The following is a 25,350-nucleotide window of genomic DNA, read 5'->3' as shown; positions in this document are numbered from 1 at the left end:
GAGATGAAAAATAAGTTGAAACTAGAATTGAGAAAGTTATCTACAGAAATTTTGACTGCTGATAATTTAGATGATGTAACAAATTTGTATGAGGTTTCTAAAAACCTATATGAGAAACTTGCTGTGCTTAAGTTTATTGAGGTAGAACTCAATGATATGGAAGTTGATGTTTCTAAAAATGCTATTGCGGCAAAATTTGAAGAAATGGCAAATGCGGTATTAAAGGGAAATACAGGAGTGCCAGAGAGTAATCCACATGATGAGGATATCGTTAAGCACCCAGGCATGGAAACCATAAAAGGATTTATTTCTGAAATGCCAGATAATTATCAATTAGAAGATGTTTTGGCAGAATTTATGTCAAAACCTAATCTAATGAAAAATGACATGGAGCTTTTTACACCGTCTAAAGAAGACCTAAAGCAACCAGATGCTACACCAAAATCATTAAATGACCGTTTGGCAAAAAGTAATGTAAAAGTAGATTTGAACGATCGTTTAGCATTTGTAAAACATTTGTTTAATAATAGTACGGAAGATTATAACCGTGTGCTATCTCAGTTAAATACTATTGATACAGAAGAGCGTTCAATATCTTTTATAAAAAATATGGTAAAACCAGATTATAATAACTGGGCTGGTAAAGAACCATACGAAGAGCGTTTTATAGAATTGGTATCGCGTAGATTCTCTTAGTTAATACAATATATGTATCAGCAACCCAGCACCTGTGTTGGGTTTTTTACACGATAATAGAGATTTAAAAGCTCTTACATTTGCGCCGAAATCTAAATTAAATTTTCAATTCAATTCTTCGAGGGCATGCCTTGAGGTTTTTCACTTTAAAATACATGGGAAAGCTTTATTTAGTGCCTACACCTATCGGGAATCTAGAGGACATGACCTTAAGGGCGATTCGTATTCTTAAAGAAGTAGATTTAATACTTGCGGAAGACACACGTACCAGCGGAAAATTATTACATCATTTTGAGATTGGTACGCAGATGAAAAGTCATCATATGCACAACGAGCATAATATGGTCGACTATCTAGTAGGTAAGCTAAAAGGAGGTGAGAATATTGCACTAATTTCAGATGCAGGAACCCCGGCAATTTCTGACCCAGGCTTTCTTTTGACAAGAGCCTGTGTTGAAGCAGGTGTTGAAGTTGAATGCTTACCAGGTGCAACGGCTTTTGTACCAGCTTTGGTCAATAGCGGTTTACCAAATGATAAGTTTGTTTTTGAGGGTTTTTTACCCGTAAAAAAAGGAAGACAGACAAGGTTAAAATTATTAGCAGAAGAACCACGTACCATTATTTTTTATGAATCTCCGCATAAGCTGTTAAAGACATTAGCGCATTTTGTGGAATATTTCGGAGCAGAAAGACCTGTTTCCGTTTCTAGAGAGTTGACCAAACTGTACGAGGAAACAGTTCGTGGTACTGCCGAAGAAGTTCTAAAGCATTTTACCGAAAAACCTCCAAAAGGAGAAATTGTTATTATTGTTGGAGGGAATAAGTAGAGACCAATAAAATTTTAAAGATTTAAGTGTTAATTCTAATAAAGAGTTAAGAAAATTTCAAAATCAGAATTATCTTCGTGACGATTAATGAAAAAAATTCTCACGTACACCTTTATCTTGTTATACCTCACTGCGATGGTAAAGCCGGTATTGCCTGTATTAGAATATGTAATTAATCAAGATTATATAGCTGAGGTTTTATGTATTAATAAAGATAAGCCAATGCTAAATTGCGATGGTAAATGCTACCTCTCGCAATTGATTAAAAAGCAGCAGCAAGATGACCATCAAGATATACCTTCTGCTGATCTTCGGGAATACCCAATTGGTTTTGTAAGTATTCTTGATTGTAATTTTCAAAGTACAATTGTTGAAACAAAAGTGGTTTCAATGCATCCTAACTTAAACGAGCAGCAGTATATATCAGCTGTATTTCATCCGCCTAACTTCTTATCTTAAAATACAACACAGTATACATATGCCTTTTTTAAAAAGGTGCATACTGTTGTATACCCAAATCACGACACATATCCTGTAGTCGTATACACAATCAATTATTTTAAAATCAAGCCTAATGCATTGTCATTAGGTAAAACCATTACGTAAACAAAGATGTAATGAGCCATTATATTTTGGGTTCTACTCAGAATAAATAAGGGTGAATTACATCTGGATAATAATAAAATTAACAGATGAAATTTATAAACAGACTTTTTATTGGAACCCTTATTTTAAGTGTATTCGCTAGCTGTAGCGGTGATGATGATACAACAGATGAACTAATGGGTGAGAATAGTATAACTCTAGAGTTCGACAACAGTGTTGGTTCAGATGATTTGTTACTGGCAACCTCAAGTTACACCAATTCTCAAAACGAAACATTGACCATTACAAGACTAAATTACATTGTTAGTAATTTTAGATTAACTAATGATGAAGGTGAAGTGTTTACCTATGAAAAAGACGATAGTTATTTTGTAACTAGTGAAGAAACGGGTAGTACAGAAGTCGTGTTAGAGAATATACCAGCAGGTAATTATGTGTCTATAACTTTTGGCATAGGCGTAGACCAAGAAAAATACCTTCAAGGAGCGGAGGGTCAAGGAGATTTTTTGACTGTAGCCGAAGAAACCAATATGATGTGGTCATGGCAAGCGGGTTATAAGTTTCTAAATTTTGAAGGGACTTTCACATCGGAAACTATTACTGAGGCAACAGATTTTAAAGTACATATGGGTAGTCACGGTTCTAGTTTGGACAACTACAAAGAAGTTACTTTGAGTTTGGGGACAGATGCTTTGGTAAGCGATGAAATGTCGCCTATTATACATCTGGTAGCGGATGCCAATGCCATTTTAGACGGAGAAAACAAACTATCATTAACCGAGCAATCGGTAATTATGGTAAGCGAAGAAAAGTCGCCACAAGTTGCTTTGAATACTGCAAGCATGTTTACGGTAGACCATGTTCATAACGGCACAGGAGATTCACACTAAATATTTTCGGGTCGCTCTTAATAGGGCGGCCCTAATTTTAAAACGATAACAGATGAAATATCTATTTTGGGTATTACTGTCCGTGTTTTTGGTGTCTTGCAGTGATGATGATTATGTGGCTATTGAGAACACGCTTTTAACGGTAGAAGTTCCAGAGAATTTTCCTGAATTGGCTTATGATATTGAGGCTAATCCGCCAACACAATTAGGATTTGAGCTGGGTAAGAAATTATTCTATGATGGTAAACTATCTTCAAGTGGGTTTATATCATGTGGCTTTTGTCATGAACAAAGTTCTGCTTTCACTCACCACGGACATCAATTTAGTCACGGTGTAAATGATTTGGAGGGTACAAGAAATACGCCCACCATATCTAATATGGCATTCTTTAATGAATTCGCTTGGGATGGTGCTACGTCTCACTTAGACCTCTTTCCAATAATTCCTATCACTAATGAAGTGGAGATGGGTGAAACCATGACAGGGGTTATCAATAAACTGATAGCAGATGCCGAGTATCAAAAAGAATTTGAAATGGCTTTTGAGGAAGGTGGTGTAAATGCCGAGAACTTTCTAAAAGCGATATCACAGTTTATGGTCATGATGATTTCTTCTAATTCTAAGTATGATAAATATGTACGGAATGAAGAAGGAGGAGAATTGACTGAGCAAGAAGCATATGGTCTAGAAGTGTTTCAACAGAAGTGCGCTACATGTCACGCAACAGATTTATTTACCGATGGCAGTTTTAGAAACAATGGCTTGCCACCTAATCCACAATTAAATGATATTGGCAGAGCCGAGGTGAGTGGTAGCGATAGTGACGATTATAAATTTAAAGTGCCAAGTTTAAGAAACGTATCACTGACCGCGCCTTACATGCATGATGGTAGGTTTGGAAGTCTAGAATCGGTATTGAATTTTTATACCAGCGGCATGGTTGAATCGGAAACAATTGATGATTCTCTACGCACCGATGACGGACTAGAAATACAATTAAATGATACGGAAAAAGAGGGATTGTTAGCCTTTTTTGAAATTTTGACGGATGATACTTTTATAAATGACGAACGATTTTAAGAATATTAAAAAATGAAAAAAATAATAGTAATTATAATTATGCTTGGCGGATTTTTTACTGTCCAAGCAAATGATTTACCAGAAGGAACAACCGAGTGTATCTGGAAAAATACCGCATATGAATATTTCTGCGATACCTGTGGGTGTGGTGGCAATGGAGGAAGTATGGGTTTTGGAACCGGATTGAATAATAACTTTGTAGGGCTTAGATATATTGGTCAGAAGTACCGTTCTCGCGATGGTATTTTTGATAATTCGCCATGGATAAATGAGAATTTCAATACCGTACAGGCGTGGGGAAAATTCCCGATTGGAGACCTTTTTTTGGTAAATGCCATACTCCCTTATCATTCACACAATAGAACATTTGCAGATAATACAGAGCAGACTATAAATGGTATTGGTGATGCTACGGTTTTAGCATATTACAATGTACTGAAGCAAACTGCCGATAGTATAATTTCAATAAAACCAGAACATGCTTTGCAAATTGGCGGAGGTATAAAATTACCGACAGGAACTTTTAATGCAGCCAATAATGAAGGCAGTGTTAACCCTGGTTTTCAGTTAGGAACGGGAAGTTGGGATTATATTTTAGCCGCAAATTACGGTATTACACATAGAAATTGGGGTTTTGCTGCCCTATTGAACTACACGATAAAAACGGAGAACAGTAAAAATTATTTGTTCGGAAATCAGTGGAATGCAACATTGAATACCTATAAGACCTATTACCTGTCTCCATCGGTTTCCCTAACCCCACAAGCAGGTTTAGGAGCAGAGTTCTTCTCCGAAAATAAAGAGTTTGATTTTGTTGTTCCTGACACAGGTGGCGATGTGTATTTTGCTAGATTTGGGTTAGAGGCGAACTACAACAGATATGCATTGGGCATTTCAAGTATGTTACCAATATCTCAAAATTTGAATGAAGGTAAAGTAGAGGTAAAAAATAGAGTTTCATTATATTTGAATATCAATATTTAATTTGATGACTATTTTAAAATCTAAATAACTAACCATGACCTTAGAAGAATTCAAGAAAAAATTAGCTGCTAGTCCAAAAGAGATTCTCTTTTCAGAGACTATGGTGGTTATAGATTCTAAGTATGCATTTACGCCAACCGCTTATACCAATGGTAAAGTTAGAAATGAGGTTGGTCAGAATTCCGGGTCTTGTAAATTATTCTCTTTTGCGATAAAAGAAGGACTTTCAAAAGAGGAAACCTTGGCCTGTTTTGGTCAATATTATTTTGATGAGGTATTACTAGACCTTAAAGGAAGCTCTCATCAAAATATTAGAAACTTTATGGAAACAGGTTTTGAAGGATTGTCTTTTGATAGTGAAGCATTGAAGTTGCTTTAGAGGTAATCTGACTAATCATAATTAGAAGGTGATCGGATACTATTTATTTAAATAATCAATTTAATAGAAAGATAACGTGCAAGAATTATTAGCTGAAATAAGAGGTTGCGAGGTTTGTAAGGCACATTTGCCTTTAGAACCAAGACCAATTGTTGCGGGTACTAATAATTCGAAAATTATATTGGTAAGTCAGGCGCCGGGTAGAAAAGCACATGTAGAAAATAAAGCTTGGGATGACCCAAGTGGTAAAAAGCTTAGAGAGTGGCTTGGTGTAAACGAAGAGGTATTCTATAACCCTGATAATTTTGCAGTACTGCCCATGGGCTTTTGTTATCCGGGAAAGGGAAAAACTGGCGATTTACCTCCCAGAAAAGAATGTGCTCCCTTGTGGCATTCTCAGGTATGGGACCAATTCAAAAATGTACAGCTCATTTTACTGATCGGTAAATACTCTCAAGATCAATACTTAGGTAAGCAAGCCAAAAAGAACCTGACCGAGAATGTATTGCACTATAAAGAATACCTGCCAAAGTTTTTTCTCTTACCACATCCATCACCAGTAAATCATTTTTGGAGAGGAAAGAATCCATGGTTCGAAGATGAAGTTGTTGGGGAGTTGCAGAAATTAGTGGCTAAGATTTTAGAGTAGGGTTGACTTTGTTGCGATTCCGATAGCTAATTGCTACGAAGGAGGATATTTAATTAGTCTTTTTAATATCACTTCGAGTAAATTTTGGAGGCACGAGAAAATTAGTATCGAGAAGCAATCATGTTCCTAAAGGTTCTCGATACCCTCCTAACCGGCGGGCAGGCATTTTTTAATTCAATGAAAAATTGAATTAAAAACCATTCGAACTGACAATTGAGACAAATGAAAAATTAAGATTTAAAATAAACAGGTAGTCTTGCACTTGTAAAAAATGATTTTTATTTTCCAACAGCCAATACCTGAATCATTAACTCTTTTCATTCGTCTACCTAACATCATCTCACCCTATATTATCGTATTTTTGTACCCTACAAAAACATAAAATTATGAGTACAACAAATCATATTAGCACAAAGTGGTTGGGCAACATGTCCTTTGAAAGTAATAATCCTTCTGGGCACTCTTTACGAATAGATATTGCAAAAGAAGACGGTGGCGATGGTAGTGGTTTAAGACCAAAAGCATTAATGTTGTCTTCATTAGCTGGTTGCTCTGGCTTAGATGTAGCGGCAATGTTCAAGAAGATGAAACTAGAAGTAGATGAGTTTCATATTGAAACAATCGCAAACTTAACAGATGAGCATCCTAAGTTTTATGACAAAGTAGTTATAGAATATCATTTTCATGGCGCAAATTTAGCCGAGAAAAAATTACAAAGAGCGGTTGACCTATCCGTCGAAAAATATTGCGGAGTAATGGAGATGTTCAGACAATTTGCCGAGCTTGATATTAAGACTGTTTTTCATACAAAATAAAACGTCATTGCGATTCCGATAGCAATCGGAAGAAGCAATCTGTTTGTTTGGTACACCTAAGTGAGAGATTGCTTCGTGCCTCGCAAAGACGATAAAGATTTTATTCTGCCAACTGTTATTGAGAACTGCCAACTGAAACTGTAAACTGAACACTGACTAGAATGCGCTGGACAATTAAACCAAAACCGAAACAAGAAGATATTGATTCTTTAGCCGATGCATTAAGTGTCGATGCTTTGGTGGCGCAGCTATTGTTGCAAAGAGGTATTTCTACGTATGAAGAGGCTAAAGATTTCTTTCGTCCGCAGTTAGAAGATTTGCATGATCCTTTCTTAATGAAGGATATGGATATTGCGGTCAGTAGAATTGAGGAAGCCATTGCCAACGGAGAAAACATTTTGGTATATGGTGATTATGATGTCGATGGTACTACGGCCGTAGCTTTAATGTCATCATATCTGTTAAGCTACTATCCTAATGTGGCAACCTATATTCCGGATCGATATGATGAGGGATACGGAGTGTCGTATAAAGGAATCGATTTTGCAGAGGATAATGGGTTTACATTGATCGTTGCGTTGGACTGTGGAGTGAAGGCAATTGACAAAGTAGCGTATGCCAAAGAAAAGGGAATCGATTTTATCATATGTGACCACCATAGGCCTGGTACAAAATTACCAAGTGCAATAGCAGTTTTAGACCCAAAAAGAGAAGATTGTTCATATCCGTATGATGAGTTGTGTGGTTGCGGAGTCGGTTTTAAATTGATTCAGGCATTAGGTTCCCGTAGAGGAGAAACTATTGACGATGTTATCTACTACCTTGATTTAGTGGCAACTGCGATTGGGGCAGATATTGTACCGATAACTGGAGAAAATCGAATACTAGCTTTTTATGGCTTGCAAGTTATCAATCAGCAGCCTAGAATCGGTTTTAAAGCTATTATTGATCAAATCAATAAAAAAGAACTTACCATTACCGACGTAGTTTTCATTATTGCACCTAGAATTAATGCAGCCGGTAGAATGAAACATGGTCAATATGCAGTAAACTTAATGACGGAAACCAATATGAATCAAGCCATACAATTCGCTTCTGAAATTGAAAAATTCAATACCGATAGAAGAGGGCTAGATCAAGAAATTACGATTGAGGCACTAGGGCAAATTCAAGAAAATCAAGAGGAAGAAGGTTTTACTTCTGTAGTTTATAAAGACACTTGGCATAAAGGGGTTATCGGTATTGTAGCATCCAGATTAACGGAAACCTACTACAGACCAACGCTGGTTTTTACAAAAAGTGGTGATAAGTTGGCAGCATCGGCAAGATCAGTTAGAGGTTTTGATGTGTACAATGCTTTAGAAGGTTGTGCAGATTACATAGAACAGTTTGGTGGTCATAAATATGCAGCGGGTTTAACGATGTTAGAAGAACAGTATAACAACTTCAAACATCAGTTTGAGAAAGTGGTGAAAGAGAGTATCGACCCGCAAATGTTAATACCAGAAATTACAATAGATACGGTTATTGAGTTGAAAGATATCAATGCAAAATTAATGCGAATTCTAAAGCAGTTTGCTCCTTTCGGTCCCGGTAATATGTCTCCGATATTTATGGCAGAAGACTTAAAAGATACGGGTTATGCAAAAGGTGTTGGTAAAGAAGAAGCACATTTAAAAGTTTCGGTGGTACAACAAGACAGTCATAAAATTGATGGTATTGGCTTTAATATGGGCGATAAACTATCATTAGTAACGGGTAGAAAACCTTTTAGCGCCGTTTTCTCTATTGATGAAAATGAATGGCAAGGTAATGTGAGTTTGCAATTGAAATTAAAGGATATTAAATGAGAATAGAGCATATCGCTATTTGGGTTATTGATTTAGAAACAATGCGTACATTTTATGAAACGTATTTCAATGCCATAGCAGGAGAAAAATATCATAACCCTACGAAAGAATTCACATCTTACTTTTTAAGTTTTACTGATGGTGCAAGGTTAGAACTTATGCATAAACCAAGTATTACTGCAACTACAGATAATGAAGTAAATCCCGGATTCATACATTTTGCCATGTCCGTAGGCTCAAAAAAGCAAGTAAATGTTTTAACTGAAAAGTTGAGAGAAGACGGATTTACAATTGCCGGCGAACCTAGAACTACCGGGGATGGTTACTACGAAAGCTTGGTCTTGGATCCAGAAGGTAATCAGATAGAAATCACCATTTAACAATACTATTTATAATTGTTCTAAATAAGATGCATATATTTATACTAAATATGTAGATTCTTATGAACGATATACATCCTATTTACCAGAATGATTTTGGAATAGCCTTCCAATGGAAAAAAAATAAACCTAGCCAAGCCAATAAAGTTCAAGTGATTTTTAGGGATATTGGATTATTACTTACCCAAAGTGAATTGCGCCATTTTTCTAAATGCATTGCAGATACTGTTGAAAACGGCAAAGATCATCTTTGTGGAGATTGTAAAACAAAAGAGACTTGTAGGTCGCTATTGTTGAGCACTCCTGCACATCAAGTAACCTTCGCGGTAAGTTATCAAGAAGCTGTAGAGGTAAGAGATTTAATAAACGGCACATTATTTAAACTAGAATTAGATACTTTTTTTGGCGAATTAGGTATTGATTAGGTTGCAATGAAACTAGTAGTGCTTCTATCTATTAATTAGTTCGATATTATTTATATGCCCTGTTATTTATTAAATATCTTTAGACCCTATTTAGCGATTGCCTTATGAGCGTTAATGATCCATATGCAGCCTTAAGATATAAGGAATTCAATATTTTTCTTCTAGTTCGTTTTGCCATGGTTTTTGCCTGGTCAATGCAATTTATAGTCATAGAATGGCAAGTCTATTCAATGACTAAAGACCCGCTCTCATTAGGTATAATTGGTTTGATGGAGGTGATACCTGCGGTAAGCATGGCACTTTTTGCCGGTCATATTGTGGATCAAAAAGAAAAAAGAAATCTTTTAATAAAATGCATACTCGGGTTTTCTGTCATTAGTTTTGGACTTTTTATGTTAAGTCTACCGTCTGTTTTAAAAACCTATGAGACTAAAGTTATTCTATATGGTATTTATGCATTAGTCTTCTGTGGCGGATTAGTTCGAGCATTTCTAGGTCCTACAATATTTTCTTTAATAGCCTTAATTGTACCTAAAAAAATATACCCTAATGCTGCTACGTGGAGTAGTACAACATGGCAAATGGCATCGGTTCTTGGTCCGGCATTAGCAGGGTTTTCTATTAGTTTAATAGGAGTACATTGGTCTATGTGTGTCATTTTCGGCTTTTCGTTACTGGCATTAACGGCACTTTTCAATATTTCTAAAAAACCAATTCTTAATCCGAAGATAGGGGAGCCCGTTTTTCAAAGTTTAAAAGAAGGACTAACTTTTGTATTTAAGACCAGAGCGGTATTAGGCGCATTGACCTTAGATATGATTGCTGTTTTATTTGGTGGAGCCGTAGCTTTATTACCCATATTTGCGCAAGACATTCTTAATGTAGGTTCAGAAGGTTTTGGTGTGCTAAGAGCAGCACCTGCCGTTGGAGCTGCCATAACGATGTTGGGATCTACGAGATTTCCGTTACATAAAAATGCAGGGAAGAAATTATTATTCGCCGTATTCGGATTCGGAATTTGTATGATTGTATTCGGGCTATCAACCTATTTCTGGTTATCGGTAATAGCACTATTTTTAAGTGGCGCGGTTGATGGCGTATCGATGATAATTCGACAAACGATTTTACAATTAAAGACACCTGATAATATGCGTGGGCGAGTAGCTTCTGTAAATTCTATGTTCGTAGGATCATCTAATGAATTAGGTGCTTTTGAAAGCGGGGTAACAGCAAAATTAATGGGAACGGTAACCGCAGTTGTTTTTGGCGGGACCATGACTTTATTGACCGTGGGTCTTACGGCAATTGTTTCGCCTAAATTTAGAAAGCTCGATTTGCAGAAAGATGTAGAAGAACACGAGAGTTAATTTACTAAGATTTATATCATAAAAAAAGCCCCTTACTCAGGGGCTTTTTTTATTGTAGGTAATGCTTAATGATCTTGTTATTAAGCGGGGGAACTTGTAGGTAACTGTAGATTTGGGAATCAACACTTAATCTTAACAACAGTTTAAAGGTATTACCAATTGGTAGTTTACACTAACTTTTGTTGTGAATTGTCATTTTTAATACGTAAGAAAAGGATTAGATATTGTTTGATAATATATTTGACTTGAATATGTCTGATTTTGTAAAATAAACAGAGTGTATAAAATATAAATTATTTGTTTTTTCTGAAGTATAAATTAATAGCATATCCCTTTTTAAAAATTCATTAGGTTTTCTAAACGTAAAAATTTATAATTGAAGTAGAAAAATTAAAACAACGAAAAAGCCCCTAAAATAGGGGCAGTTCTTTAAAGTAGGTACACTTAAAATTTGGGTTTTAAGCTAGGGAAACTTGTAGGTAATGTGAAGATTTGGGTCAACACTCAAACTTAATAACACTGTAAAGATATAACCAAGAACTAGTTTTATAAAACTATTGTTGTGAACTGTTCAATTCTTTTTGTAAGAAAAGGATTACAATTTAAATTATGTATTTCGTCGATGTTTTTGCTGGAATTTAGCTGAATTCTTTTAACGAAAGTTGCTGACCATCAAACTCGGCATAAGTGTAGTAATTGATCCAATCTCCAAGATTAGTATATTTTGAATTTTCTTTTAGTTCTATTTCTAAAGGAAGATGTCTATGACCAAAAATAAAATGATCGTAATGTTGAGTTTCTAATTTTCGTTTGGCATATAACACCAACCATTCTTTGTCTTCACCTAAAAACTTGGCATCATCATCTCCACTAATCAATTTGTTGCTTACAGATAGGTGTTTTGCCAAACGAACACCTATATCTGGGTGTAGCCATTTAAAGAACCATTTAGCTACGGGGTTGGTAAATACCTTTTTCATTCTTTTGAAACCCTTGTCATCTGGTCCTAGTCCGTCACCATGACCTATAAAGAACGATGCTCCGTTAATGGAATATTGCTGAGGTTTATGGTTCACAGGTATGTTTAGTTCTTCTTCAAAGTAACCGTTCATCCAAAGATCATGATTACCAACAAAGTAGTGTATTGAGATTCCGGCATCAGACAGTTCTGCAAGTTTTCCTAGGGTTCTAGTAAATCCTTTTGGGATAACGGTTGTGTATTCAAACCAAAAATCGAACAAATCACCCATTAAGAAAATGACTCCTGCATCCGACTTGATCGTATCTAACCAGCGAATAAACTTTAGTTCTCTCAACCTACTTTCTTCCATAATAGGTGCACCTAGGTGGTTATCACTAGCAAAGTATACTTTTTTTCCTGCGGGAAGTTCAATATTCGTCATCAGGATGTAAATATAATAACTGTTTTGCGTACCGAGGGAATATACGGGTCAAAATAAGAGAATGCTAGTTTTTAGATGTATAATTATACAGCAGCATCTTTTTCGTTCAGTACCATTTTAATTGGTAGGTGATCACTAAACCCTTTTTCATTGAATGTTGAAGAATTAGGTCTACCAAATTTTACAGGTTTCTGGTATGAGCCAGAAGTAAGTTCAGGGTAGGCAATGATCTCTACGGTACTTAGTTTAAAAGGTAATTCTGACTTCTCTGAAACGATACTTTTTGATATCATAAACTGATCAAGCATATTATATTCATTACCGAATACGAATGTGCCAATTTGAGCATCTAAAAATCTATGCATTACATTATAGAAGTACTTTAGGCGCACTCTATTACTTTTTACCAAGGCTTTGTTATTGATAGCTTTTAAATATGCTGTAATACTCTTGTTATACGGGTTATCATTAAAATCGCCCATTAATATAATATTGGCATCATTGCCTTGCTCTTCGTAAATTCTCTCGATCCAATATGATAAATTTTCGGCAACCATAATTCTAAATGGTTCGCTTTCGAGTTCACCACCAGATCTAGATGGCCAATGGTTAAGTACGCATACCAACTTATTGCCATTGGCAGTATTGATATGAACTTGAAACAAATCTCTGGTAGTATTTCTTTTTATAATACGTAGACTAAACGTTTGCTGTTCTGGTCCGTATTTGGTTTTATCATAAATAAGGGCAGTGTCAATACCTCTTTTATCATCACCTTCAGAAATTACAAAGCCGTAGTTCTTATTTAAGGCAGTGTTCATGGCATCAATAAGTAGCTCAATAACATACTCATTTTCTACCTCACAAACTCCCAATAAATCTGGACCTTCACCATTATTGAATTTTGATATTACCGCTGTTAGGTTGGTAATTTTCTGATCAAGAATAGCAGCACTCCATCCGTCGAGTTCTTTACCCAAGTGGTTATTTAAAAATTCACTTCTTCGAGGTGAGTTTTCAATATCGAACAGATTTTCAAGATTCCACCAGTAAATATGATGCTTGGTCATGTTGTTATATGTTAAGGAGTTGCCCTAAAAATAAAACAATTTATAAGCTTGTAAAGAAAGTAAAAGGTTAAGTTTTGTTGAACTTAATTATCACTAGCATACCATTCTGCAAAAGAAGTATCTGTTTCTTGCAGTTTTAAAGAGAATAATGAAATGTTCTCTGGAAGGCGAGATTTAATTTTCGCTGCAAAATCGATCACCATATTCTCACTAGTAGGTTGGTAATCTGCCAAGATAACACTGTGCCCTCTATCAGTTAATTCTTTGGCAAGTTCAACATGAGGTGTGTTTTTATTGAATACCGTAGAATGATCAAAAATGTCAACTATATCTTCTTTGACTATTTTTTTAAGATCTCCGAAATCGATAACCATCCCTAATTTTACATGGCTGGTATCGGTAATAGGTCTACCAATAACGGTTACAGATAATTTATAGCTATGGCCGTGTACATTTCTACATTTACCGTCATAACCGTAAAGTGCATGTCCCGTTTCAAAATTGAATTGTTTGGTAATACGAATATTGCTCATAGCCTATAATTATATGGCAAAGGTAGGGAATCTTTAAAAGCATTTATAGAGAGAAATCATTCTAAAACAATCTCGTTATTTCCATTGATTAAGCTCACATGACAGCAGTCTGCGCCAACTTCATAGGTTTCGTTGATGACCTCTTCATTGTCAATAACACCTTTAAAAGTCAGTGTAGCGGTCGAATTTTGGTATTGAACCCGATTGGCGTCACTAATAATAGGGTAGAAACCTTGTTCTTTTAGGTATTGATATTCTTCGCCGTTTAAATCTGAAGCTAAGTCTTCACCAGTTGCATTATCGATAACCACATAGCTATCTAATGCTATTGCTTCACCCGATGCGTCTTTTATATTAACAGTTATGGTAACAAAATTAAGCGTACAAATAGTTTCAGAACAGTCTTGCTGTTCAGCATCGTCGTTGTTATTACAGGCAACAAGAAATATAGAAAGAAAAACTAATGTGATTTTTGCGAACATAAAACTGGTTTTTTATAAGATGTTCAAATACCGATTAGTTGCGTAGGCTGTTGAATTACCTCTTGTACTTCTTCTTTGCGCGCATTTTGTTTACGAAATAAATGATCAAAACAGATAGTGCAAGAACTGGAAATACTAGGTTACCGTTTAAAAATTGAAAGAAATCCATACTAATTATTTAGAAACAGAACGAAGAGCTGTTTCAGTTATTGTTTATTTTTTAAATTTTGACAGTGCGTTTCTAGTAAAATCAGAAAGGGCTAATTTTCCTGTGATAGCTGCGCGTTCTGTCAATAAGGTATCCCAATGGTCGGTACCTTCCCATAAAACTTTCTTCCATTCAGTTAAAGCATCAGCATTATAGCTGGCTAATTTGTGAATGAAGAAGTCAAGTTCCTTATCCATTTCTTGTGCAGAGTCGTACACTTTATTGAAAAGTCCTTTTTCTTGAGCCCAATAAGCGCTTTTCCATTCGGTAGGTGCTAAAGACATTTCGCCCATAGCGGCAGTGCCTATTTTACGAGCTACGGCTGGGGCAATTACTAAAGGAGCAATACCAATACTAAGTTCAGATAGTTTAATTGATGCATTTACATTAGAATACACATAATCACAAGCAGCAGCAAGACCTACGCCACCACCAACAGTTTTACCATGTACACGACCTACAATTACCTTTTTACATGTACGCATGGCATTGATGACATGGGCAAAACCGCTAAAAAATGCTTTTCCTTCTTCAAGATTAGAAACTTCAAGTAACTCATCAAAAGAAGCACCGGCACAAAAAGCCTTTTCTCCTTCAGATTTTAATAGGATAACAGATACGGCCTCATCTTCAGAAAGCTCATTAATAGTGTCTGTTAAGCGTTCTAGAAGTTCAGAAACGAATGAATTACTAGCAGGATGCCCAAACTCTACATGAGCAACTTTACCATCTATTCGTGTATATAAACTTCCATTTTTTCTTGAAGTGACCATAGCATTTTATTTTACTCGAAAATCGAGATTATATACTTCGAGATTTGTCTTGAAGCAGCTGATACAAAACTACGGATTTTGCAATAAAGGTTTAAATTTGTTTCTAAATTTCCACACTAGTGCACCACCTCTAATAAACATCCAAACGGTGAAAGCAAGCCATATTCCTGTTAATCCCCAGTGAAGATATTTACCTAAAAATAGCATGGGCACAAAGCCTAAAAAAGTAGCTACAAGCAAGGTATTTCGTAAATATTTCATTTCACCAAGACCTTTAAAAACTCCATCTAAAACAAAAGCAGTACTATTAAACGGAAGCCCCAGAATAATAATATAGAAGATGCCGTAAAAAGCAGAAAGCACCAAAGGCTCATTAGAAAATAAGTTTCCCAATGGTTTGTAGAAAATAGTAGCCAAAGCCATAATGACCAGGCTAACAATGAGTCCGTATTTCGTAATCTTTTTTGCCAATAACCAGAGTCCGTCATAATTTCGTTCCCCCAATAATCGACCGCCCATAATATTTCCTGCAGCACCATAACCATCAATAAAAAAGGCAGAAAACAACCATAGATTTATGGCAATGGTATGCGCACCAATGTATTTATCGCCAAGCGCGGTAGCTTCGCGTACAGCAAGAATAAGTGCGGTGTTCAAGGCAATGGCACGAACAAATAAATTTAAGCTCATGATTACTAAACGACCAAGTTCTTGGTGAACGGGTAATTTTAGTTTTAGGCTAATATCGGTTTTGGTTACAAGAAGATAGAACGCCATGATTGCCATAATCGCTTGCGCCAACAAACTGGCATAGGCGGCACCTTCAAGATACATGGCAGGGATGAATCCTTCAATTCCGTATACAAAAGCAAAATCGAGAATAACGTTTAAAACAGCCCCTGTAATAGCAATGACCATGGGCCAATAGGTATTCTGTAATCCGCGAAAAATACCCATCACAGCGAAAACGAATAAGGTTAAAGGAAAACCCCATACTCGAATGGAGTAGTAGCTAATACAGTATTGCAATATTTTACCTTTGGCATTCAAAAGCTCAAAGATTTCTTGAACAACAAAAATGGTAGATAGCAAAACCAGAATACTCAAAGCAATGTTGAGGTAAATAGCCTGTGCGGGCAGAGTTTTAACGGCCTCTAATTTACCGGCACCTAAATATTGTGAAATAATTGAAGAAATAGCACTACGCGTTTGCCCAAGAATCCAGATGAGCATTGAAAGAAAAGAACCTACAATACCTGCTGCTGCAAGAGATTCTAGCCCGTCTACCGGAATATTCCCCACAATAGCCGTATCGGTTATCGACAATAGCGGTTCTGCAATACCTGCAATAGTTGCAGGGATAGCCAAGGCATTTATAGATTTAAAATTAACGGAAGTCTTCAAAAAATATGGTTTCTATAGTACAAGTTCGTAGCAATGAAAAGGATGTTCGCTTTGCTTTGGAAAAAAGATATCTCCTAATTTGGTATAACCACGTTGCTCGTAAAATTTCTGATTTCTTTTGTTCTGGCTAAAGGTATCTAACCTAACGGATACGGCATTGTTTTCTCTGGCAAAGTTTTCGCCGAAGTCCATTAAGCGCTGTGCAAAACCTTTACCTTGATAGTTAGGGTGCACCGCTAAGCGATGAATATAGTAGTTATTTGCATTTTCTGTTAGCCAGTTTACAGAAGAGTATTCTTCATCCATAAAAAGGGAAACAACAATACAGCCTGCTATTTCGTTATCAAGGTGTAGTACAAAAAGTTCATTGCGTTCTATATCATTTTCAAATGCCTGTTTAGAAGGATATTCGGTAGTCCATTGATAAATACCATTGGCTTCCATTGCAATTCTACAAGCGTCTGTCATGATAAGAATTTCGGGTATTTCCGATATCTTTGCCGATGCTATCATAAAATGAATTTAATTAAATTGTAAATTTAGAGTTATAATCAACACTTTTTATCATGATGAATATTCTTGTTCCGATCGGGACCTCCTCAAACGCGAATCAAACATTACAATATGCAGTAGATTTTGCAAAAGACTTTGGTGCAGAAATATATGTAATGGAAGTTTTTAATGTCAGCGGAAAAACAGGAACGCTTGCCAATATAACACAAAAGGTAGCCGATAATTCTAAGGAAAGATTAAAAGAAATTATAGGTACAGTAGATACAAAAGAAGTGTCTATAAAAATAGCAAGCTTTAATGGTGAGCTAAAAGACGGATTAAAAGAAATTGATAAGGGTATTGGTATTGACTTAATTATACTGGCACCTAGAAGTAATGACATTAAAGAAGAGAATTATTTAGGACAGACTTCAGGAGCTATTATTAAAAGAACCAACATACCAACATTGATTGTACCAAAAGGAACAGCGTATAAGTCGTTTAAAAATATATTAGTTGCCTTTAAATCTGGTATTCTAAAAAGAAAGAGAATTCTTGATCCGTTAATTGAGATGAAGAATAAGCATAACGCCAATGTAAATTTACTGATGGTGAAAACCCCAGGGTATTCAGATGACGACTTAAAGATAAATACGGCATTGATGGACATTTCTTCTCAGTTGACCTTTACAGAAAACTCAACAACTTATCATGGCGTTTTAGAGCATTTTCAAGCAAAACAACCCGATTTATTGTGTGTTTTTAGAAGAAAACGTGGTTTTTTCAAGAAATTATGGGAAAAGAGCACTATTTCAAAATCAGAGTTTTATGCCCCTGTACCGGTATTGGTATTAAGTGTAAAGAAAGATTAAGTAGTACTTTGTTGGCATACTAAAATGTATTTTCTTTGAGCTTCTTAAAAATTGGGGGATTAGCTCAGTTGGCTAGAGCGCTTGCCTGGCAGGCAAGAGGTCACCGGTTCGAATCCGGTATTCTCCACCAGTAAAGACGGGGCTTCACAGATGTGAGGCCTTTTCCGTTTTAAAAAATTGCACACTTTTTGCACACTTTCTTGTTTTTCCTCAAACTTTAACATTTGTAAAGTCATTTAGTATCATTCTCAATCATTTTTTATTAACTCCTGAGATTTGATTATACATGTTGAATTTGTGACTTTGGTTGTATGTCTCTTCCCCAAATCTTACCATAACTTATCTGCGCAGGATCCTGTTGGGTTTTTGTAGTATTCGGGTTGATAAGCGTTAATCAAAAACCCAATAGGGCGCATGCTACTTTACTACTGAATTACCGTTCAGCACATTCCCCTACATTCCGTAAACTCCATTTTAGTAAATAAGCTTCACTCCAATATCTTGGACACAATTACGGATTTTAAGCTCCCCTTTTTATACATTATTGTATCTCTGATGAATTCTTTATATCGATTAACATTTAGTAAAAATCCGTAATTAAGTCCGCTTGAAAGGAATTAAATGTGTTTGCATTTTGTTCCACTCCAAGAGTTTTTTGAATTTCATAATTCAATGTTTTAGACCTATTGCCCGTACCTCCACTAACCTTTTTTTGACCGCAAAATAACAACATTCAAACTTGGACAGCGGCATAAAGCAGCTGTGCTTTTTATACGCCTTGCCAAGTATGAATATTGAAAAGTCTAAGCAACAAAAAAAGGTAACAGCGAAGGCACTATGGGAAGTAAATCTAAAACGGAAACTATGAAATCATATCAAATCCTCAAAAATGAATCGGAACAAAAGTTAAAAAACAAAAAAGAGAAAAACGCTCTGGATATAATAAGTAAATCGATTTTAAAGGTCGTCCGATAGTCGGGCAGGTCTTAGTATTAATTCTAAATTTTTTCAATTATGAGTACCATTAGAAACAAAGTGCAATTAATAGGCAATGTGGGTAATGACCCTGAAATGACTGTTTTGGAAAGCGGTAAAAAAGTGATTCGTTTTTCATTGGCGACAAATGAGAACTACAAGAACGGTAAAGGCGAGAAGGTGCAAAACACCGACTGGCACAATATAGTTGCTTGGGGCAAAACTGCCGAAATTATCGAAACCTATGCAAGCAAGGGCAAACAAATTGCCATTGATGGCAAACTGACTTCCCGCAGTTATGAAACCAAGGAAGGCGATAAACGCTACATCACAGAAGTAGTAGTAAGTGAAGTTTTGTTATTGAGTTCCAATACTGAAAACTAGAGAGCCTAATCTGCTAACTATTTGAAAATACAAAGAGGGCATCTCTCGGAAAAGTTCTGCCCTCTTTTTTATACCCATAATCCTAAAATTATAAGTAATGAAAGACAAAGTTAATGAAATACAAATAAGCTATAAGGAGCGGATAACCTCCCCATTTTGGCAAAAGATAAATTCTTCAAAAGATGCAGCAGATCTTCTTTTTGAGCATTGGGATAAAGATACAATCGGGCTGCACGAATCCTTTAAAGTTGTATTACTGAACAACAGCAACAAAGTGAAAGGCATTTACCAACTTTCAAAAGGTGGCATAACAGGAGCTTTGGTAGATATCCGCATACTTTTTGCGGTGATATTAAAGTCCCTTTCCGTTGCGGTTATTTTAACCCATAACCACCCAAGCGGAACATTGAAAGCTAGCGAAGCAGACAAGAAGCTAACTGACAAAATTAAAAAGGCAGCCGAACTTTTTGACATAAAGGTTTTGGACCATATTCTACTTGTACCCAATGGAGACTATTACAGTTTTGCCGACGAGGGTATTTTATAACTTTTAAATAAGCATATCATGGTAAAGCTAAACTATAATAATCTCGATGTTGAAACACAAGAAAAATTATTGTCAACCTCTAAGGCTGAAATTGAAAAACGATTTGGTAAAGATTTAAAAACCCACGCTTTGGAAAATGGATTGAATTTCGATGAACTTTTAAACGAAGAAGCCATCCGAAATTTATACAACTATCAATTCATGTTCAGGCTTTAAATATTAGATTTTATTGGACAGGGCGACTTATAAAAGTTGCCTTTTTCTTTTTATGTATTGCCAGAATTTTAAAACATTAGCTATCAAATCCTTAAAAATGAGACTTCTAAACTCTTAAAAAAGATTGATTTACATCGATTGGTAACAAGAGCCTTTACCTTGAAGGGAAAGGTATTTATTTTTTCCGTGCGGGAAAAAAGGAATAGCAAGACGGTAACACGCTAAAGCGATGTTAAAGAGTTTGATATAATATTCAAGTAATTGAATATTAACGATTTAAATAGGAAATTCGACAAAATAAAAATTATGAAAGCTATAAGGGTTTATTGAAAACAGCCTCTTACAAACCATAAACATTGAAAAAGTTTATTGAAAAATGAAAGTAAAAAATAAATATATCTATGATTATCTATCCGTCTGTTTAAAAAAAACGGTGGTAGTGCGCTTTCGTAAGCTTTGTCGCAAACTGTCCAAGCCTCAATCTGAAACGTTGGATGCTATGATTGATTTTTTTGAATGGCACGGTTTCTCACCATTCGAAAAGAGAGAGAAAAGTTTCTTGAACGAACTCCATAAAAATAGAAAACGTACCGAGGCGGTTATTGCTATCATAAAAGACATCGAGAAGAATCATGACAAACCTACAACGGCAATGCTGCAATCTCTATTTCAGGGTGTTGCAGAAAAGGAAGAACCTGTTAGAAAAGAAAAACTATTAAGGGAGAAAATAAAAGAACCAGAGAAGAAAACCGAAGCAATCGTTTCTCAATTTGTACATGAACGAACAGAATTAAAATTGAAAGAAGTCCGAAAAGAATTCGGGTATGTTTTGGAACATATTCAATTAGTCAAAAATAGTTTTGGAAAAGATTATCTCAAATTGGAACTATCCCAACAGGAATATCTACGCATTAAAAGGGAACTAGAAAATTATTAAAAATGTATGTAGCTATAACAAGACAAAAAGCAGGAAATACTTACGCAAATAGCGTAGCGGATTATGTTGCTTATTTAGAGAAGGAAAACCAAGAACTTGCGCCTGAAATGCAAGAACATTTCTTTGATCAATATAATGACAGAATTTCTCCTGAAAAAGTCATTCAAGAAATTGATGGTAATACCGCAAAACTAAAAAAGAAAGAACCCAAATTCTATTCCATCATTGTAAATCCTAGTCAACGTGAATTAAAGCATATCCAAAATAACCCTGAAAAATTAAGGGCGTATACACGAGAGTTAATGAAAGAATATGCCAAATGTTTTTATAGAGATGAGACGGTTACTGTAGACAATATTAAATATTATGCTAAGATTGAGAAGGATCGCAGTTATAGAGGCTTTGACCAAAAGGTGAAAGAGAATCAGGAATATAAAGGCAAGATAGTAAAGCTCGAAAATGACATTCGAAAAGTAGAACGGGGCGAACTGAAAGGGAATACTTCCCAGATGAAAAATGAGATTAAAAACCTGACAGCTCAAATTCCCCATAGGGTTAATGGCGAAATACTAGTTTCCGGAATGAAAAAACCTGGAATGCAGACCCATATACATATCATCGTTTCTAGAAAAGATGCCAGCAATACCAAAAGTCTTTCTCCAGGATCTGTATATAAAGCATCTGAGGTAATACTTAATGGGACTAAACAAAAGAGAGGTTTTGACCGTGACAAGTTTTACGAGGCTGCCGAAAAAACCTTTGATAGTACTACAGGATACAATCGAAATTATGTGGAGAGTTATAAAGGGCAAAAGCAGTTCATTAAAGACCCAAAACACTTTTACGCAAAGCTTTTGGGATTACCTGTTTCGGAAAGGGCGATAGCCTTTAAATTGATACGAAAAACAGGGCTAGATATTCCTATCATTCCAACCTCTACAACGCAATTAGCGGTATCGGCTTTTAGAAAATTAAAACGAGGGTTAGAAATTGCTTTGCGTTCTGGTTCAATTGGATATTAATTTAAAATCACACTATGGAAACATTTGTCTGGGAAATTGCATTATTAATTATAATAGGAGGGATACTTATATATCTAATAGTTCGCTTTATTCGTTTTGGATTCTTTTTCAATCTATTTGGGTTGCTTATTATATTAGTTGTTCAATGGTACACGATACTGGAATTAAAAGAGTTTTTACAGTTATTGCTTATCGGATTTCTGCCTCTCTTTTTATTGAACATTCTCTGTTATGTATTTATTGGGATTGAGAAGGAAAACACTTCTGTAGACCCTAAATACCGAGTCAAATTTAAAGTGAGACAAGGGAATCTAGTTTTGGAAAATATCCGGAGGGGAATATCCATTATAGGTTCTGCTGGGAGTGGAAAAACGGAAAGTGTAGTATATGGACTTTTACAACATTTTAATACACATAATTTTTGTGGAGTAATTCATGATTATAAGGATTTTGAGATTACCGAAATGGCATATCCCATCTTTGGAAACGGAGAAACACCTTTTTATATCATTTCCTTTGACCCCATTTATTTCAAGGTAAATCCCATTGCGCCGCGCTATCTTCCTGATGAAGAAAGCGTGCATGAGGTTTCCAGAGTGCTAGTAGAAAATCTTTTGGAATTCAAGGAAAGTGGTGGTTCAGGAAATTCGCGTTTCTTTAACGATGCAGCTGAAGGATTGGTGGGTGGAATGATGTGGAGGCTTAAAACAGATTATAAACAATACTGCACTTTACCACATCTTATCGCCTTATATCAATACCTAAGCACTAAAGAGCTTGTTGAGTTTTTAAGCGCGGATATCACCTCTAAGGCAATGGCTGATGCCTTTATTAATGGTGCGGATTCTGAGAGGCAGACTGCTGCTGTTAAAAGCACCTTGTCCAATGCTTTTAAAAAGATAAGCACGCAACGTATTTTTATGGCATTGTCCGATGACAAAGTACCGCTCAATATTAATTCTGGTAAAAATAACTCGGTTGTCTGTGTGGTAAACAATCCTAAATACGAGACCTCATTGTCTCCGATTATTGCCACTATTATTCATACCATAACGAAACAAATGAGTGTTCGTAAGGGCAAATCTTCTTTTTTACTAATGGAGGAGGCGCCAACCATTCGAATGCTGAATATGCATCGTGTACCGGCAACTTTACGTAGTTATGATATTGCTACTGTATATGTAATGCAGGATAAGATACAGAACGATATGATGTATGGGGAGAAGGGTAGCCGTGCGATTTTAAGTAATCTCTCCTATCAGTTTTTTGGGAAGACCAATGACCCTGATACCGCTAAATATTACGAACGTTTTTTTGAGATTATAAAAAAGAAAACCAGAAGTATAAGTAAAGGGTTTAACCTAAATTTTGATACCCGAGTAACCAAAGGGGAGAAAGAAGTATCTAAAAATCGTGCAGATACTTTTTTCGGACTGCGACAGGGTGAATTTGTAGTTTTTGCAGATGGGAAGGATAACAAAGTACGTTTTAAAGAACCGCATATAAAGAGGGAATTACCTCTGCCTGAACTGAATTTAGAAAAGGAGCTAAAGGATAATTTTGAACGGATTCATAAGGAGGCCAAAGGGATTTTTAGTTGAAAATAACATGTTATTGAAATTTTGGTAAGTCTACTATAAATCATAATAAGTTCTTTGCAATGAGTAGATTTTGTATAGAATCTGGCATAGAATGCATCCTTTATTTGAACTTTGATAACGTTGTTGTATAAGAATAGTTGCGTGTTTGTATGCGAGGATTTTCCGAAGGAAAATCAGATGTAGCAAACACGCAACTACCTTTTTTTTAGCACTAAACCGCAATTATTTTTATACGGCTTAAGTTTGATTCTCAGTAAATTGTTGCTATAACTAGAAAGAACAAAAGAGAGAATTAAGGTTACTTTATACGGTGAAGCTTCAGACTTCGACAACATTGATAATTGGCTCTCTTTTACTACTTAAATCACGTTCAGTTCTGTGAGACTTTAGATCTCGTTTTCAAGCGGTGCACTGAGCTTGCCGAAGTGTTGTTGTGAGCAGAAGTATCCAGTTCTTTCATAAAATATTTCTTATGAATAAATATAAAGAAACTTTTGGAGTTGACATCAGTAAAGATGTCTTTGATGTACATGGTAGTAACAAAGGTCACGACCAGTATAAGAACGATGAAATTGGATTTAAGAAATTCCTTAAGGAATTACCCAAAGGTTCATTGGTCGTTATGGAAGCTACCGGATATTATCATTACAGACTTGCACAGTTTCTTTACAAAAAGGGCGTAGTAGTTTCAGTAGTAAACCCATTATCTGTAAAACGTTTCATTCAAATGAAACTTGCCAAGGTAAAAACGGACAAGAGCGATGCCAAGGCTATATGTGAATATGCCCTTATCAACGAGGTTCCTATTTACAATGCCTTGACAGATACGCAGTGTGAGTGTCTACAATTGTTTAGATTATTGGATACTTATTTAAAACAACGTACCGCAACTAAGAACAAAATACATGGGGAAGCTGTTTTGGACATACCCTCAAAGTTTGTTTATCGTTCCTTGATACGTAACAAGAAGCAGCTCAATAAAGAAGTAACGGCAATCGAATCAAAGATTTTGTCATTGGTGAAAGAGGACCAACAAGAGCAATTGACCTTGTTGACGTCAATACCTGGTATAGGTCAAAAGACCGCATTATTTTTAATAGTGGTCACCGATGGTTTCAACAAGTTCGAAACTGCATCACAGCTTTGTAGTTATGTAGGTATAACCCCAACGATACGTGAGTCGGGGAGCAGTGTAAGAGGTCGAGCGCGAATAAGTAAGGTCGGTAATAGAAAGCTTCGTAATCTATTGTTTCTATGTTCTTTCAATGCCTGTAAGCACAACAAGGCTTGCAAGGAAGTTTATGAGCGAATTGTGAACAAAGGAAAGAGTAAGAAACTAGCATTGATAGCAGTTGCCAACAAACTATTAAAGCAGTCTTTTGCTATGGTAAAATCTGGTAGACCATATTGTAGGCTTCCCCTTATTAGGACACCTCTAAATTCGATAAATAATTATTATTTAGGTCAGGTTTGATGAAGAAT

Annotated in this window: 28 protein-coding genes and 1 tRNA gene; 22 read left to right on the top strand and 7 right to left on the bottom strand. The window is 35.8% G+C overall.

Translation table 11 applies throughout. The annotated features are described in order from the left end of the window. Positions 1-3: 3 nt before the first annotated feature. The 13 genes from Q0871_RS03695 (at position 4) to Q0871_RS03635 (ending at position 10,949) form a co-directional block, all read left to right on the top strand. Positions 4-696, top strand: coding sequence for a hypothetical protein (locus Q0871_RS03695; RefSeq protein WP_299318026.1), 693 nt, complete (start codon positions 4-6; stop codon positions 694-696). A 155-nt stretch (positions 697-851) separates the two neighbouring features. Further along, positions 852-1,523, top strand: a complete 672-nt coding sequence (gene rsmI, locus Q0871_RS03690) for a 16S rRNA (cytidine(1402)-2'-O)-methyltransferase (RefSeq protein WP_299318025.1) — start codon at positions 852-854, stop codon at positions 1,521-1,523. Between the two features lie 87 nt (positions 1,524-1,610). Continuing rightward, positions 1,611-1,982: a hypothetical protein gene (locus Q0871_RS03685; RefSeq protein WP_299318023.1), complete on the top strand. Its 372-nt coding sequence runs from the start codon at positions 1,611-1,613 to the stop codon at positions 1,980-1,982. Positions 1,983-2,215: 233 nt separating this feature from the next. Next, positions 2,216-3,019, top strand: a complete 804-nt coding sequence (locus tag Q0871_RS03680) for an MbnP family protein (protein ID WP_299318020.1) — start codon at positions 2,216-2,218, stop codon at positions 3,017-3,019. Positions 3,020-3,071: 52 nt separating this feature from the next. Next, positions 3,072-4,100 (top strand): cytochrome c peroxidase, encoded by a 1,029-nt coding sequence (locus Q0871_RS03675; RefSeq protein WP_299318018.1) that lies wholly within the window; start codon positions 3,072-3,074, stop codon positions 4,098-4,100. Between the two features lie 12 nt (positions 4,101-4,112). Beyond that, on the top strand, positions 4,113-5,084 hold the full coding sequence (locus tag Q0871_RS03670; protein ID WP_299318016.1) for a transporter: 972 nt from the start codon (positions 4,113-4,115) through the stop codon (positions 5,082-5,084). 34 nt (positions 5,085-5,118) lie between these two features. Next, complete coding sequence (locus tag Q0871_RS03665; protein WP_299318014.1) at positions 5,119-5,463, top strand: HopJ type III effector protein; 345 nt, start codon at positions 5,119-5,121, stop codon at positions 5,461-5,463. 76 nt (positions 5,464-5,539) lie between these two features. Beyond that, positions 5,540-6,112 (top strand): uracil-DNA glycosylase family protein, encoded by a 573-nt coding sequence (locus Q0871_RS03660; protein WP_299318011.1) that lies wholly within the window; start codon positions 5,540-5,542, stop codon positions 6,110-6,112. Between the two features lie 386 nt (positions 6,113-6,498). Next, positions 6,499-6,927, top strand: coding sequence for an OsmC family protein (locus tag Q0871_RS03655; protein ID WP_299318010.1), 429 nt, complete (start codon positions 6,499-6,501; stop codon positions 6,925-6,927). Positions 6,928-7,088: 161 nt separating this feature from the next. Continuing rightward, a complete protein-coding gene (gene recJ / locus Q0871_RS03650; protein WP_299318009.1) occupies positions 7,089-8,777 on the top strand; it encodes a single-stranded-DNA-specific exonuclease RecJ in 1,689 nt (562 codons plus the stop codon). Continuing rightward, complete coding sequence (locus Q0871_RS03645; protein WP_299318007.1) at positions 8,774-9,157, top strand: VOC family protein; 384 nt, start codon at positions 8,774-8,776, stop codon at positions 9,155-9,157. The genes recJ and Q0871_RS03645 overlap by 4 nt, the downstream gene beginning before the upstream one ends. Before the next feature lie 62 nt (positions 9,158-9,219). Continuing rightward, positions 9,220-9,582 (top strand): hypothetical protein, encoded by a 363-nt coding sequence (locus Q0871_RS03640; protein WP_299318006.1) that lies wholly within the window; start codon positions 9,220-9,222, stop codon positions 9,580-9,582. Positions 9,583-9,686: 104 nt separating this feature from the next. Beyond that, complete coding sequence (locus Q0871_RS03635) at positions 9,687-10,949, top strand: MFS transporter (RefSeq protein WP_299318005.1); 1,263 nt, start codon at positions 9,687-9,689, stop codon at positions 10,947-10,949. A gap of 638 nt (positions 10,950-11,587) precedes the next feature. Here the strand turns inward: Q0871_RS03635 and Q0871_RS03630 are convergent. The 7 genes from Q0871_RS03630 to Q0871_RS03600 form a co-directional block, all read right to left on the bottom strand. Next, entirely contained in the window at positions 11,588-12,352 is a 765-nt protein-coding gene (locus Q0871_RS03630; RefSeq protein ID WP_299318002.1) for a UDP-2,3-diacylglucosamine diphosphatase, read from the bottom strand. A gap of 83 nt (positions 12,353-12,435) precedes the next feature. Next, complete coding sequence (locus Q0871_RS03625) at positions 12,436-13,422, bottom strand: hypothetical protein (protein ID WP_299318001.1); 987 nt, start codon at positions 13,420-13,422, stop codon at positions 12,436-12,438. 83 nt (positions 13,423-13,505) lie between these two features. Continuing rightward, positions 13,506-13,955 (bottom strand): 6-carboxytetrahydropterin synthase, encoded by a 450-nt coding sequence (locus Q0871_RS03620; RefSeq protein ID WP_073241193.1) that lies wholly within the window; start codon positions 13,953-13,955, stop codon positions 13,506-13,508. A 56-nt stretch (positions 13,956-14,011) separates the two neighbouring features. Further along, on the bottom strand, positions 14,012-14,437 hold the full coding sequence (locus Q0871_RS03615) for a hypothetical protein (protein WP_299317996.1): 426 nt from the start codon (positions 14,435-14,437) through the stop codon (positions 14,012-14,014). A gap of 213 nt (positions 14,438-14,650) precedes the next feature. Continuing rightward, the gene (locus Q0871_RS03610; RefSeq protein WP_282075013.1) at positions 14,651-15,418 is read right to left on the bottom strand and encodes an enoyl-CoA hydratase/isomerase family protein; all 768 of its coding nucleotides are present in this window, start codon (positions 15,416-15,418) and stop codon (positions 14,651-14,653) included. A gap of 69 nt (positions 15,419-15,487) precedes the next feature. Next, positions 15,488-16,822 (bottom strand): MATE family efflux transporter, encoded by a 1,335-nt coding sequence (locus tag Q0871_RS03605; RefSeq protein WP_299317991.1) that lies wholly within the window; start codon positions 16,820-16,822, stop codon positions 15,488-15,490. A 12-nt stretch (positions 16,823-16,834) separates the two neighbouring features. Then, positions 16,835-17,335 carry a GNAT family N-acetyltransferase gene (locus tag Q0871_RS03600; protein ID WP_299317989.1) on the bottom strand — a complete coding sequence of 167 codons (501 nt, stop codon included), beginning with the start codon at positions 17,333-17,335 and terminating at the stop codon, positions 16,835-16,837. A 53-nt stretch (positions 17,336-17,388) separates the two neighbouring features. Between Q0871_RS03600 and Q0871_RS03595 the strand changes: the two genes are divergently transcribed. The 9 genes from Q0871_RS03595 (at position 17,389) to Q0871_RS03555 (ending at position 25,342) form a co-directional block, all read left to right on the top strand. Beyond that, a complete protein-coding gene (locus tag Q0871_RS03595) occupies positions 17,389-18,186 on the top strand; it encodes a universal stress protein (RefSeq protein ID WP_299317987.1) in 798 nt (265 codons plus the stop codon). A gap of 53 nt (positions 18,187-18,239) precedes the next feature. After that, positions 18,240-18,316, top strand: a tRNA-Ala gene (locus Q0871_RS03590). 884 nt (positions 18,317-19,200) lie between these two features. Then, a complete protein-coding gene (locus Q0871_RS03585) occupies positions 19,201-19,545 on the top strand; it encodes a single-stranded DNA-binding protein (protein WP_299317985.1) in 345 nt (114 codons plus the stop codon). A 97-nt stretch (positions 19,546-19,642) separates the two neighbouring features. Continuing rightward, positions 19,643-20,092, top strand: a complete 450-nt coding sequence (locus tag Q0871_RS03580; protein WP_299317983.1) for a JAB domain-containing protein — start codon at positions 19,643-19,645, stop codon at positions 20,090-20,092. A gap of 18 nt (positions 20,093-20,110) precedes the next feature. After that, positions 20,111-20,308, top strand: a complete 198-nt coding sequence (locus tag Q0871_RS03575) for a hypothetical protein (RefSeq protein WP_299317981.1) — start codon at positions 20,111-20,113, stop codon at positions 20,306-20,308. 376 nt (positions 20,309-20,684) lie between these two features. Beyond that, positions 20,685-21,245, top strand: a complete 561-nt coding sequence (locus Q0871_RS03570; protein WP_299317979.1) for a BfmA/BtgA family mobilization protein — start codon at positions 20,685-20,687, stop codon at positions 21,243-21,245. A 2-nt stretch (positions 21,246-21,247) separates the two neighbouring features. Next, positions 21,248-22,267 (top strand): MobB family relaxase, encoded by a 1,020-nt coding sequence (gene mobB / locus Q0871_RS03565; protein ID WP_299317977.1) that lies wholly within the window; start codon positions 21,248-21,250, stop codon positions 22,265-22,267. Positions 22,268-22,281: 14 nt separating this feature from the next. Continuing rightward, positions 22,282-23,868, top strand: coding sequence for a type IV secretion system DNA-binding domain-containing protein (locus Q0871_RS03560; RefSeq protein ID WP_299317975.1), 1,587 nt, complete (start codon positions 22,282-22,284; stop codon positions 23,866-23,868). 472 nt (positions 23,869-24,340) lie between these two features. Beyond that, positions 24,341-25,342: an IS110 family transposase gene (locus Q0871_RS03555; RefSeq protein ID WP_299317973.1), complete on the top strand. Its 1,002-nt coding sequence runs from the start codon at positions 24,341-24,343 to the stop codon at positions 25,340-25,342. The last annotated feature ends 8 nt before the right edge of the window (positions 25,343-25,350 follow it).

It is taken from the genome of uncultured Maribacter sp. (genome assembly GCF_947500985.1).
Classification (GTDB): domain Bacteria; phylum Bacteroidota; class Bacteroidia; order Flavobacteriales; family Flavobacteriaceae; genus Maribacter.
The sequence above is the reverse complement of the archived record's forward strand: the minus strand, read 5'-3'. Positions and strand labels throughout refer to the sequence as shown.